General features: G+C 39.7%; 13 protein-coding genes. 5 read left to right on the top strand and 8 right to left on the bottom strand.

The features are described from left to right. Window positions 1–95 precede the first annotated feature (95 nt). Window positions 96–575 carry a tRNA (cytidine(34)-2'-O)-methyltransferase gene (locus tag FTU65_RS10125; RefSeq protein ID WP_078192202.1) on the top strand — a complete coding sequence of 160 codons (480 nt, stop codon included), beginning with the start codon at window positions 96–98 and terminating at the stop codon, window positions 573–575. A gap of 168 nt (window positions 576–743) precedes the next feature. Next, entirely contained in the window at window positions 744–1,244 is a 501-nt protein-coding gene (locus FTU65_RS10120; protein ID WP_218952799.1) for a hypothetical protein, read from the top strand. A gap of 92 nt (window positions 1,245–1,336) precedes the next feature. On the opposite strand, the gene FTU65_RS10115 is transcribed toward FTU65_RS10120, so the two are convergent. Together FTU65_RS10115 and FTU65_RS10110 are read right to left on the bottom strand one after the other, a co-directional pair. Continuing rightward, entirely contained in the window at window positions 1,337–2,950 is a 1,614-nt protein-coding gene (locus tag FTU65_RS10115; RefSeq protein WP_180066753.1) for a PT dipeptide repeat lipoprotein, read from the bottom strand. A gap of 70 nt (window positions 2,951–3,020) precedes the next feature. Then, entirely contained in the window at window positions 3,021–3,416 is a 396-nt protein-coding gene (locus FTU65_RS10110; protein ID WP_180055768.1) for a hypothetical protein, read from the bottom strand. A 152-nt stretch (window positions 3,417–3,568) separates the two neighbouring features. On the opposite strand from FTU65_RS10110, the gene FTU65_RS10105 reads away from it, so the two are divergent. From FTU65_RS10105 to FTU65_RS10095, 3 genes are all read left to right on the top strand, one after another. Continuing rightward, entirely contained in the window at window positions 3,569–4,765 is a 1,197-nt protein-coding gene (locus tag FTU65_RS10105; RefSeq protein WP_180066752.1) for a cupin-like domain-containing protein, read from the top strand. A gap of 66 nt (window positions 4,766–4,831) precedes the next feature. Further along, complete coding sequence (locus FTU65_RS10100) at window positions 4,832–5,644, top strand: DUF6502 family protein (protein ID WP_180066750.1); 813 nt, start codon at window positions 4,832–4,834, stop codon at window positions 5,642–5,644. After that, window positions 5,622–6,260, top strand: coding sequence for a hypothetical protein (locus FTU65_RS10095; protein ID WP_180025802.1), 639 nt, complete (start codon window positions 5,622–5,624; stop codon window positions 6,258–6,260). Before FTU65_RS10100 ends, FTU65_RS10095 begins: the two co-directional genes overlap by 23 nt. A 61-nt stretch (window positions 6,261–6,321) precedes the next feature. Here the strand turns inward: FTU65_RS10095 and FTU65_RS10090 are convergent, their stop codons facing one another. From FTU65_RS10090 to rpoD, 6 genes are all read right to left on the bottom strand, one after another. After that, window positions 6,322–7,719: an APC family permease gene (locus tag FTU65_RS10090; protein ID WP_111885298.1), complete on the bottom strand. Its 1,398-nt coding sequence runs from the start codon at window positions 7,717–7,719 to the stop codon at window positions 6,322–6,324. A 265-nt stretch (window positions 7,720–7,984) separates the two neighbouring features. Then, on the bottom strand, window positions 7,985–9,169 hold the full coding sequence (locus FTU65_RS10085) for an iron-containing alcohol dehydrogenase (RefSeq protein WP_180011532.1): 1,185 nt from the start codon (window positions 9,167–9,169) through the stop codon (window positions 7,985–7,987). Between the two features lie 3 nt (window positions 9,170–9,172). Next, on the bottom strand, window positions 9,173–9,706 hold the full coding sequence (locus tag FTU65_RS10080) for a hypothetical protein (protein WP_180011534.1): 534 nt from the start codon (window positions 9,704–9,706) through the stop codon (window positions 9,173–9,175). Between the two features lie 76 nt (window positions 9,707–9,782). Then, window positions 9,783–10,442 (bottom strand): lipoyl(octanoyl) transferase LipB, encoded by a 660-nt coding sequence (lipB, locus tag FTU65_RS10075; protein ID WP_168378112.1) that lies wholly within the window; start codon window positions 10,440–10,442, stop codon window positions 9,783–9,785. 157 nt (window positions 10,443–10,599) lie between these two features. Next, entirely contained in the window at window positions 10,600–10,887 is a 288-nt protein-coding gene (locus tag FTU65_RS10070) for a YbeD family protein (protein ID WP_078191448.1), read from the bottom strand. 127 nt (window positions 10,888–11,014) lie between these two features. Continuing rightward, a complete protein-coding gene (rpoD, locus tag FTU65_RS10065) occupies window positions 11,015–12,904 on the bottom strand; it encodes an RNA polymerase sigma factor RpoD (RefSeq protein ID WP_078192191.1) in 1,890 nt (629 codons plus the stop codon). Window positions 12,905–13,278 lie beyond the last annotated feature (374 nt).

The following is a 13,278-nucleotide window of genomic DNA, read 5'->3' as shown; positions in this document are numbered from 1 at the left end:
AGCGCTTGTTGTACCATCTAAACTTATGCTACAGCTATAGAAACTATAGCCTGAGCTTTAAGCCATTATTTAACTAAAGAGTAGAGAAAAAAACTGTGATCCATGTTGTTTTATACGAGCCAGAAATTCCTGCAAATACAGGGAATATCATTCGTTTATGTGCCAATACTGGAGCGCAGTTGCATTTGGTCAAACCATTAGGTTTTGAGCTAGATGATAAAAAACTTCGCCGCGCTGGTTTGGATTATCATGAATGGGCACACATGAAAGTGTGGGAAAACTTTGAAGAATGCCTTGCTGGCTTAAAAGCACAAGGTATTGAGATGGATGCCATTTATCCATTAACCACCAAAGGTTTTGAAACACCGCATACCTCTGATTTAAACCGTCCTGTAGCATTGTTAATGGGGCCAGAAACACGTGGTTTGCCGGAAGATGTCCGTATGATGTTTCCGAAAGAACATTGGATTCGCCTGCCGATGGCACCAAATTCACGCAGTTTAAACTTGTCTAATGCTACTGCTGTGATTTTATATGAAGCTTGGCGTCAGCAAGACTTTAAAGAATTGGTCTAAGTGTGATCTGTTCAAAAAGCCGCTCTATCGAGCGGTTTTTTATTGGGAGTGAACACAGTGAACCATTTACAGCAATGAAGTTTTGTAAAATACGGGCTTAAAAACTTCAGCATCAATATAAAAATGTGTATAAGAACACTGTGAAGAAATAAAACGGGTACTTAAAACTTGAAATCTATAAATTTAAAAGCTTTTGGTGTCGTGATTGCGACCGGATTCATTTCATCAGTGAGTTGGGCTAATCCAACCGTATCGACTACAACGGAACAGACACCAGTGACCGTCACTACAACTACAGAAAATGTTCCAGTTGTACCAAAGGTTGAGGTGGTTAAGCCTTTTACTAAGGCTGAAGTACAACAGGGCATGCTGGAAATGCAGCAAAGACAAAATCAGCGTATTGAGGAATGGGGAAAAACACTAAAAGCCGACGATTTTGAACGTTCATGGTATGGTGGTCGTCAATTGAAAAAGTCCAAGCGTCAGGAAGTTTGCGGGATCTATCAGGGTTTAGTGAATGAAACCTATGGGTTGGCACAAAAAAATAAAGCAAGATTGAGTCAAGCGGATCAAAAACAAATATCAGACCGCAATCAATTTATTCAAAGCTTAGGTTATGAAAATAATATCGTTGATACCAAGATGGGTTTTAATTGCCGCTTAAAATAAGTGATTTTTATCACTGCTTTGATTTATGTGAATGATCCATGTCCTTGATGTAAAAAATAAAGGACATGGAAAAGCTCGAGATACCTCATGAATTAATCAATTAAATTAAAGTCACTCAGTTCTGTTTGTAGATGTTTTGGATTATTTGCAAACAGCAGTTGACCGCTGGTGTATAACCAACCCAATTGACCTTGCTGCTGAAGACGTTTCAGTAAGACGTCGTTAAATGTCGACGTTGCAAAGACAGTTTCACTAAAGACTTTAAACTCACCGACATTAGTGTTTTCGCTGTCTTTCATAAACAGCATGCCGTTTTTGGTGGTTGAACTCATATCTAAAGCACGGCTGACTAAGCGGTAACCGTCTTTAGCTTGCTCATCAATCAACTCCTGTAATTTTAAGCTGCGCTCTACACTATTGCTGCCGGTTGGGTAAGTTTTATAGCGATAGCTGTAGGTGCCATGGTGTGCGCTGCTATTTATACAGGTTGCAACTTTAGGACTGTTTTGATTGCCGTTTAGAATTTCAGGACGTAAACCAGTGAAATAGCTTTTGAATTGAATAATACGGCAGCCTTGGGCACCCAGTGTATTGAGCATAGTTTCCAGTTGCACTGGGTCTACGAGCGGGGAAACATAGCCGCTGTCATAGGTATATGTCGCGGTATCATTTTCCTTTTTAATGAAATAATCTTTGAAATTCAGGGCATTGGTTGGTCTGACGCTATGCAAGTATTGATAGCCTGATTTACCTTTTTCATTTAACTGATTACGCCATGTAAAATATATGTCAGCGGTAGAGGGTGCTGTACGGTCTGCAACAATATGATTGAAACGCGTATTTTCATTGGCAAGTTTCATGTAGTTATTAACATTACCATTGTCCAGGGTTTTAGTATCATAGCCAATTAACTTATAACCGCTTTGTCCCATTGTATTGAGCTGAGCCAAGAAGTTTACTGTGTCGGTGGTATTAATAAAATTCTCAGACTTAAAATCTGCAGTTGTGATTTTGGTTTTCGGTTTTAAATTGGTGAAGAATTCATTGGAATTTTTTGTATAGCAGCGGCTGTCCTTGAGTGGGTCGGTAATTAGACCTCGTTGCATGATGATATAGCTTGGATTTGAAATCGTCGCGTTAATTACACAGAAAGAATGATTATTTAAAAAAGTTAAAACGCGGTTGCTCGTCGCGCCACCTCTGACTGGTTGAAACTTAATCGAATGATATTCAAAGTTATTTAGTGTTGCAGCCGGCTGTATTTCACTTATAACCATGTCATGAAGTAATTGATAGCGTTTGGAAACAAATTCACCGCTGCAAGTTTTACTTGAACTATTGTGTACCGCATATTTTAGTTCTTCGTTCAGTGAACTGACTGAATTTTCACTGGTTTTATGAATTGAAATTTGTGGCAAATCACAATTACTGTTACCGAGGGCAGAATTCCCTTGAATCCATTCTCCTGTGAATTTATCCGCTACAGTTGTTGGCGTTGGCGTTGGCGTTGGCGTTGGCGTTGGCGTTGGTGTAGGTGTAGGTGTAGGTGTAGGTGTAGGTGTAGGTGTAGGTGTAGGTGTAGGTGTAGGTGTAGGTGTAGGTGTAGGTGTAGGTGTCGCGCCATCATCATTGGAGCTTGATCCACCACAGCCCACCAATGTCGTAAATACAGCAGCGATAATGCTGATTTTGTGATTATTATTCATGACTAGTGCTCAATAGAGTAAAGTTGTTATGTACGGCTGATGCGGTTGTATAAACATTTAAAATCAAGATTTATTGAACAAGGTGTGATTCAATCCAGCCATTGCCATGTTCTGTAGTGACTTCTATCAAACCTGTTTTAGTCATGTTTCCCGCAAAAATAATATCTGCATTTTTTGACAGTTTATTAATGACTTGGCTCGATTTATCGGCAGTTTTATAAAGCGGTAGATTATTAATTTTAGGTCTAAGTTGCTGTCCCATACTGAAACCATTTGCAGCATAATTTGAATTAGTCGTGGCCTGACTGCCTGTCCATTCTTTTGCGGTATTCGATACTTCTTTGGATGTTTCATTAAATTGATTCAGTGTATTTCTTAAATCACGCATGGTATCGGCAAAACCTGCATATACTGATATTGAAGCTAAAGACAGACTGCTAACGATGACTAAATGACGAATTTTCATGAACTTTCTCCTTTACTTTGTTATGTCATTCCGCGTGATATCTGACGGATTCATAACATTCGCGGTGTTTAAATAATTATAAAATGCGAAAATTTAGCATTTTTAAAATAGATCATTTATACTTCACTTGTAAAGAGGGTGGAGTGGTGAAAATGAATGTAGAAAGCCAGAGTGAACATCTAAAGCAAAGTAAAAATTGGTATCAGTCCTTACCGACGGAATGGCAAAATTGGTTGAATGAAAATATTGAAAATGGTTGCGATGTACAGAAAATAAGTCTAATTTTACAATCACATGGATTAAGCCCAAGGGCGGATCAATACTTATTTTCTGATGCAGACCAACTTTCAGAACAGCTGCAAAATGAACTTTTGGACTACAGTCTTGAGGGCTTAGAGACAGATGAAATTTTAGAAAAAATTAAGCAAAAAAATATTTCAAATCATTTGATCATTCAGTTTTTAAAGCGTGTAAACAATAACGTAATTTTTAAAAAACTGAAGCAAGTACAGCAACAGCAGAATAAACAGCGTTGGCTATTACAGGTGATGGGTCAATTGAATCAATTGAACGACCACATTCCATCCACAATCGATTGCATAGAAACACCTGATTTTGAAACATTTATAGAGCGGTATTATAGCCAGATGCGACCAGTCATTTTAAAAGGTGGGATACAACATTGGCCTGCACTGCATAAATGGAGTCCTGATTATTTTGCACAGCATTTTGAAAATGAGTTGGTTGAAGTCCAGATGCATCGTGAGCAACATCAAGATTTTGAAAAAAAATCGGTACAATTGAAACGTATTATTTTGATGCAAGATTTTGTCGCACAAATTAAAGCCACTAAGCACAGCAATGACATTTATTTAACTGCGAATAACGCCGCTCAAAATAAGCAATTTATGCAAAAGATTAGTGAAGATCTAGGTGACTTCGCCAAAGCTTATTGTCAAAAAGAGATCAAAAATCGACATTTTTTATGGTTTGGCCCTGCAGGCACATTTACACCACTGCATTATGACTTAACCAATAATATGTTGGCACAAATCTATGGACGTAAAAAAGTGACTTTGATTCCTGCATGGCAAATGCCGTATATGTATAACGATCATTGGGTATTCAGTCAGGTTTCAGACGTCGCAAAGGCTGATCTAGCAGACTATCCATTGTTAGAAAAAGTGACGCCATTTGAGTGCATTTTGCAACCTGGAGAAACCTTATTTATCCCAATTGGCTGGTGGCATAGTGTTGAAAGTTTAGACATATCGATCAGTGTTTCTTTTACGCATTTTAATGTAAATAATCATTTTTTTACTGAATATCCTCAAGATCTCATCAGATAAAAATTGTGAAGTAGATTAAATAATGCGAAAATTTCACTTATGCAGTCTAATTTTCATGGCAATTCAATGAGCAAACTTCTCACTAATGAGGCAGATCAAAATTTACAGCAAGTATTGGTGCTGATGAATGAGCTGAGCCAATGGCTGATTCGCTCAGGTGTGGGGTATACCGAGTTTACTGCTGCATTGAAACCGGTTTTTTTCCAACAAGCTGTACATGAGTTAGAGCGTATCGATCAAAAACCGACAATTTCTGCGATCAGTTTACTTTCTGGCCTACACCGTAAAGACGTGACTGCTTATAAAGAAGTGATTTCTGAGGGTAAGGATCTGAATGAAGCAACTGTTTCAGAGCCAATTAGTGTGCCATCACGTGTGATTGGTTTGTGGCTTGCAGAAGGCTGGGGGGATTCATTGCCCTTCAGCAGTGAGTCAGAAAATAGTTTTGAAATGTTAGTGAAACGTATCTCCACCGAGCGCCATCCACGTTCGGTACTCAATGAGCTTGTTCGTTTGGAAATTGCCACTGAAAAAGATGGACAGGTGTATTTACAACAACGTCGTTTTATTCCAGATCCTTCGCAGTTAGAAGCACGTAAAATTTTAACGCGAAATGTTCAAGCGCATTTAGAAGCGGGTTTGCATAATTTATTGAATCCTGATGAAATACCTTACTTAGAACAAGCCATTTGTGCTGACGAATTAACAGAAGAATCGATTAATAAATTACATGAAATGAGCTTAGAGCTTTGGCAGAAATACTCACTACAACTTTTAAAACTTGCCGCGGAGCGTTGCGCAATGGATGACGGGAATCCTGAAGCAAATCGTGCATTTCGCTTTGGAGTTTATCAACATGATGCGAAAATTAAATTTTAAAATACTGACACTTTGCAGCCTGATGTCCATATTGTCAGGCTGTGAAATTGATTTTTTTTCGAGCGGTGGGGTAACGATCGAAGGCACAGGTGATCCAATCATTGATATCGGTCATGCAGGGGATGGCCGCGGAACAATTATCTTGGGGACACGATATTTAGAGTTTTCAGCTTCCGTGCAGGATTCTTGTTATGGCGTGGAACGTAAATTAGCCTTCCTCAATCCATTTGATCGTCAGTCGATTGACACAAAAACGTATGTAGAAATACCTGCTGCCCAAGCGGATCTTAATTCGCAAAATGTTCAATTGATCTTAAAAAATACCAATAGCGTACCAGTCACCATTCATTTGCAATGTGATATGCCATTAACCATGCAATTATTCGAGCAGGTTAGACCATATTTTCCAAAACAAGTATGTGATACACCTATAGATATCAAACTCTATCCACAACAACAGCATATATTTGAAGCAGCTGTAAATTTAGAGACTGTTGAAGATGGTATATGGTCACACGGTGATGGAGCATCGGTTGAATTAAAAGGCAATACACCAGACAAGTGTGAAGAAATTTCAATTCAATTTCAGCAATCTAGAAAATTCATACAACCTTAATTGGTATATTTAAAACAAAAAAGGCGCTTTAAGCGCCTTTTTTGTTTAGAGATAAACTTGCTTAGAATTTATCATCAAATTCGTTATGTTGCGGGGCAGGGTGTTTAAAACCTTTGGTTTTATAACCAAGGTATAAAATACCAAACATTGCCCACCACAAACCATATTTCAATGCAGTTTCTTCAATTTCCAACCACATTGCAAAGATACTGATAAAGCCAAGCATTGGAATAACGACAAAGCTAAAAATATCTTTGGCTGTTTTTGTGCGGCCATCACGTAGCGCATAACGTGAAATCACAGATAAGTTCACGAAAGTAAAGGCTGTCAATGCACCAAAACTAATCATCGAAATGACAATATCAAGATTCATAAAGCCCGCAGTTAATGCAACCGCACCTACGATCATGATGTTGTACGATGGTGTGAAGTTTTTCGGACTAATATGACCAAAAATCTTTTTGTTAATGACGCCATCACGACCCATTACATACATCAGACGTGATACGCCAGCATGTGCAGAAATACCTGATGCCATTACTGTCACAATCGCAAAAGTTAACACATAGGATTGGAACAGTGAGCCGCCGACGAGCAAGAGTATCTCTGGCTGTGTTTCAGCAATATTCTTGAAATAGTTACCCGGCTCAGCAGGGAAGAACAGCTGCATAAAGTAGGTACTAATAATGAAGATAATCCCTGCGATTAAAGCAGTTAAGAAAATCGCTTTCGGCAGTGTTTTCTCAGTATCTTTGGTTTCTTCTGCCAATGAACTTAATGAGTCAAAACCAGTGAACGAGAAGCACAGTAATGTTGCACCTGTAATCAGCGCACCCACAGACGTCAGCTCATTCCAGAATGGCTCAAGGCTCCATAATTGGTAGCGTTCTGCAGCAGAAATAGGGCCATCAGCATTGAAGCCCATTTGAAGCTTGCTGTAGACCATCCACGTGAAAATACCAATTACTAATAACTGCACAAGTACAATCAAGCTGTTAAAGTTAGCAACAAAACGCGCACCGCGTAAGTTAATTCCAGTCATGAATGCCGTTAGCACAATGACCCATACCCAGTGGTTTACTGTTGGAAATAGTGCTTCAAGGTAAATCACTGCAAGAATAATATTCACCATTGGAGACAGCAGGTAATCTAGCCATGACGACCAACCGACCATGAAACCTACGTTCGGGTGAATGGATTTTTGGGCATAGGTATACGCAGAACCCGAAGAAGGGTAGCGACGGATCATATGACCATAACTAATCGAGGTAAACAGAATTGCAATAAGGGCAATAATGTAAGAAGTCGGCACGTGTCTATGACTTTCTTCAGATACTAAACCAAAAGTATCAAATAGAGTCATTGGTTGGATGTAAGCCAAACCAATAATAATAATGTGCCAGAGTCCAAGCGTTTTTTGCAGTTTAGCTGCCGATTGAGTCCCAGAGATATTTGTCAACGGCGTTATCCTCTTATCGTTGATCAAGGATCAGTCATATTCTAAGGATCGTTTGAGACGAACGATCCCCCCTACGTTTTAAAACAAAAGTGCGCCAATCTACTCCAAATTGGTACATTTTGTCAGTAACTTTGAAATTATTTTTAGCAGAAATTATGCCAGTTTGATTAAAAAATAACTGATATTGCGTTCTGCAAGTGAAAAGCCCGATGTTTAAAAAAACATCAGGCTTAATTTTTCGCTATATTCGCTTATTTTTCAGCAATTACCAAGCTTTTTTTAGAACAGTTTTAAGGTCTTCTAAGCTGGCTTCTTTAGGATTATAAATAATAGATCCATCATTCAGTGCTTTCTCTGCCACTTCATCTAATTGAGCTTCAGTCACTTTACCTGTTTCACTCAAAGTACGTGGTAATTTGGTCAAACTAAACAAGCGGTCACGCATGGCTAAAAGCGTTGAAATGGCTTTTTCAGCGCGGAGGTTGGCCGGTGTTTGTGCATAAATATCAGGACCAGCCAGTGGTAATAGCAATTCAGCAATCTTATCGCCATTCACTTCTTTGTTGTATTCCAACACATACGGCAAGAATAAATTCATGCATAATCCATGGGGCAGGTGAGCAACAGCACCTAAAGCATGACCCAATGAGTGGACTAATCCAACCATCGAATTCGAAAATGCAATTCCTGCCATTGTAGAAGCTTGTGCAAGTTCTAAGCGCCCATGTGCATCGCTGGTATTATCTAATACACCAAATAAGCTATTGCTAATTTTCTTGATTGCGGCAGTTGCATAGGCATCTGAAATCGGGTTCGCCGCCATGCACGTATAGGCTTCAATGGCATGCGTCATCGCATCCATCGCTGTCATTGCTGTAAGATGAGGTGGCAAAGTTTGCGTCATACGTGGGTCAAGAATTGCTGCATGTGGCATCAAATAATTCGATGCAAAAGCCATTTTAACATTCTTTTCAGGGTCAGAAACCACAGCGACCATAGTCACTTCTGAACCTGTCCCTGAGGTTGTTGGAATCACAAAAAATGGTTTTAAAGGTTTTGGTAAGTTGTGCGCACCTGAGTATTTCAGTAAGTCATCACCACCTTCAGATACCAAGATGTTGGTTGCTTTAGAGGTATCAATCACTGAACCGCCACCGACGGCAATAATGGCATCACATTGGTTGTCGCGGTAAAGTTGAGCCGCTTTACGTACGGTTTCTAGACTTGAGTCTGGCGGAACATCATCAAAAATATAGCCAATCACCGTCTCGGTACTTTCAAATGCCGCTTCAATCGGTGCAAGTAATTGATTACTACGAACGCCTTTGTCAGTAATGATCATGGGGCGTTTAGCACCGAAAGTAGACAGTTCGAATGGGATGTGTTCTAAAGCAGCATGGCCAGCAATCACTTTTACAGGACAGAAAAATTCGTAATATGGTTTAGCCATGTGTTATGCGCTCCGTTTTAAATAAGACTGGGCTACTTTTAAATAAATATTTGCAGCACCGCTCAGTTTTTCTTTTAGGCTTAAATGTGTTGGATATTCTTTGACAGCCAATTCAGCCACCAATTTAGGTAAAATTAACGCTTCCATTTTGTTGAGACAACGCACCAGTCGGATGGCATAAGACAAATCACCATCGGCGATCATGCGGTCATTGGCAAAGGCTTGTGCGGTACTTTCTTGAAATGAGAAGACCAAAAAGGCATGATTCAAATGCTTAAACGTAATGGTTAAGTCAGGCTTTTGAGTGCCGGGTGTGAGGAGTTTGAGTTGGTGGTCTTCCGTGACTTGCGCGACAAATGCAGCACCATTTGGAAAAACATTCATAGATAAAATAAAATTAACTGGAAATTTAGCAACTTCTTGTTTAATTTCTTCATCGACCTGGCTCGCCATGACCAGACCTCTGCCAATCACATCCATCATGAGTTTGACATAGGCCTGCTGGAGCGCGGGTTTAACGGATTTAGTTGCAATCACGTGTACATCCCTTATCTATAATTATTAAATTTAGAGCTTTTACTCTAAATTATTTTATTTGAGAAAGCAAAGTCTTTTATAGTTGTTTGACTGTTACGTCTTTAAAGTAACCACTGTTTTTCAAAGTATCAATGATATCGACGCATAAGTTTTCAAATTTAGGGTAATCCTGTACTAAATCTTGTATGCGCACCATTTCCAATCCTGCATAGCCACATGGATTGATGGTATGAAACCCAAATAAATCGCAATCAATATTCAGTGCTAAACCATGATATGAACGGCCTTTACGAATTTTAAAGCCCAAGGAACCAATCTTTCGTTCATTGACATATACACCCGGTGCATCAGGCTTGGCATAAGCTTGAATACCATATTTGTTCAGCAAATCGATCATGAGGGTTTCGGCATACGAAACCAATGTACGAACATTCCATCCCAAACGGTTTAGGTCAAACATGAAATAAGCCACCAATTGACCCGGCCCATGCCAAGTGACTTGCCCACCACGGTCTGTTTGTACCACAGGGATGTTACTATGCACCAAAATATGTTCAGGTTTGCCAGCTTGCCCCTGAGTTAATACATCGGGATGTTGCAAAATCCACAGTTCATCAGGTGTGTTTTCATCGCGCTGTTCAGTGAGTGTTTTCATCTCTAAAAAGCGGTCTGCATAAGGGGTCAGGTGGTTATATTGACGAATAATTAATTCGGGTTTTTGAACAGTTTCAGTCACGTATTTCGTGTCCTTTTCTATCAAAGTCATGTATGGATTATAATGAATTAGACGTACAAAAGGGGGGTTAAATACTGAATACTTGAGGGTATTACTATTATACTTAGACATAAAAAAACACGCCCTAAAGCGTGCTTTTTTATTTAAATCAACAGAATTACAGCGCGGTACGAATGTGTTTACAAGCTGCTAAATCCGCATAGACCGCATGTACTTGTTCTAACTCTTCGAAACGTAATTGAGCAGTAATGGAATGATATTTACCTGTACGAGATGGAGTCACAGTCATTTTACTGCCATCAAAATCAGGAAAATGTTTAACAAAAATTTCATTCACTGCAAGGCGAAGTTCTTCACCTGCATTACCAATCAATTTAATAGGGTAGTCCATAGGGAAGACCCAAAGATGCTCTTGCAATTCACGTGAAGGAGCGCGATTAGTCATATCAGTCATGGGACACCTCATTATTTAAAAATACCTGCAATGAGCAGGTATTTGGAATCATTTGCTACATGCTCATAATATGGGGCGGAAAACCCCATATTCAAGCCTGCATTGTCCTAGTTATAGGTTAATCATTCTCAAGGAATGAACGCAGATGTTCTGAGCGTGAAGGATGACGTAATTTACGCAATGCTTTCGCTTCAATCTGACGAATACGTTCACGTGTTACGTCAAACTGTTTACCCACTTCTTCCAAGGTATGGTCGGTTGGCATATCGATACCGAAACGCATTTTCAAGACTTTCGCTTCACGTTCAGTCAAGTTTTCAAGAACTTCACGTGTTGCTTCTTTTAAGCCTTCTGACGTTGCAGCGTCAATAGGAGAGGTGATATTACCGTCTTCAATGAAGTCACCAAGATGCGAATCTTCATCATCACCAATTGGTGTTTCCATTGAAATTGGTTCTTTCGCGATTTTAAGCACTTTACGAACTTTCACTTCGTCCATTTCTAGACGTTCACCTAATTCTTCTGGTGTAGGTTCACGACCCATTTCTTGAAGAAGTTGGCGAGATACACGGTTGATCTTGTTAATGGTTTCGATCATGTGTACTGGAATACGAATAGTACGTGCTTGGTCAGCAATCGAACGCGTAATCGCCTGACGAATCCACCAAGTTGCATAAGTAGAGAATTTATAACCACGACGATACTCGAATTTATCCACCGCTTTCATCAAGCCAATGTTACCTTCTTGGATCAAGTCGAGGAATTGCAAACCACGGTTGGTGTATTTTTTCGCAATCGAAATTACCAAACGTAAGTTAGCTTCAACCATTTCCTTTTTCGCACGGCGAGCTTTCGCTTCACCAATCGACATACGTTTAGAAATGTCTTTGATGCCTTTAACATCTAAACCAAGTTCTTTCTCGATGTCAGCGATTTTTTGTTGGAAAGCCAGAACGTCAGGGCGGACTTTTTCAAGATAGCCTTTCATTTCTGCAGGTGCTTTAGCAATTTGTTCATCTAACCAAGCAAAGTTAGATTCTTGACCTGGGAAAGACGTACGGAATTGAGTACGGTCCATACGACCACGACGTACTGCATAGCGCATAACTTCACGTTCAGAAGTACGGATTTGGTCATGGGTATTACGAATCAAATCAGAGATGATGTCGAATAAACGTGGTGTGAATTTGAACATCATGAACACAGTTGCAAGTGCTTCAAGTGCAGCAGCAGCTTCTTTACTGTTACGACCATGTTTTTCAATTGCAGCTTTAGTGACTAACCATGCTTGTTCAAGCTCAGTGAAACGTGCTTTAGCAATTTCAGGATCTGGACCAGATTCGCCTTCAGAATCATCATCACCTTCAGACTCTTCTTCTTCATCGTCATCATCAAGTTTGACATCTTTAGTTGGCTTGTTGGTTGACGCTTCATCTTCATCGATCTCAGAATCATCTTCATCGATCACTTCTGGGATGGCTTCGTCAGATTCTGGATCTAAATAACCAGAAAGAATATCAGCTAAACGGCGTTCACCCGCTTCATAATCTTTATATTCTTGCAATACAACTTCGACTGCATTTGGCCAATAAGCAATAGAATGTAAAACGTCACGAATACCTTCTTCGATGCGTTTTGCAATGCTAATTTCGCCTTCACGTGTTAAAAGTTCAACTGTACCCATTTCGCGCATATACATACGCACAGGGTCAGTGGTGCGACCGGGCTCATTTTCAACAGATGCAAGTACAGCAGCGGCTTCTTCTTCAGCAACTTCGTCAGTCGCTTCGCTGCCACCTTCAAACATTGTATCGTCAGTTTCTGGTGCACGATCATGTACCGGAATACCCACGTCATTCAACATCTGAATGATGTCTTCAATCTGTTCACTTTCGGTGATTGAGTCCGGGAGATGATCGTTAACCTCGGCGAAAGTTAGGTAACCTTGCTCTTTGCCTCGGCTAATCAGAGCCGCTACTTGAGAAGTAGGGGAAGTCATATCGCTCATCTTTGCTTACTCTTCGTTGAATCTGTGGCAGTAAAAAACCGTGCATTTTAGCACGATCGTCTCATTAAATCTTGTGAATAGCTGGCTTATCCCATTAGGACGGTACAGCATCAAGCTGTCCAATGAGATATTAAAAATTTAAATTCAGTAATTTAGGTGGGGCTGAAATTGTTGTTTTCAAGTTCATCCCATGCATCGATTATTTTATGGGTCATCTTTGACTGTCATAAAAATGAAGGACGCAGGGTGGATTATATCATGCCACAGGTTTTGGTAAGAAAAAAAGACCTATTTTTAAAGTTTAGTTGTTAAAAAAACAAATAAAACTTGACAATATTTTATATCCCATATAAATAGCGGCTAGACCCCTTCAA

This window comes from Acinetobacter sp. YH12129, assembly GCF_013418685.1.
GTDB lineage: Bacteria > Pseudomonadota > Gammaproteobacteria > Pseudomonadales > Moraxellaceae > Acinetobacter > Acinetobacter amyesii.
This window is presented reverse-complemented; position numbering and strand designations above follow the sequence as displayed.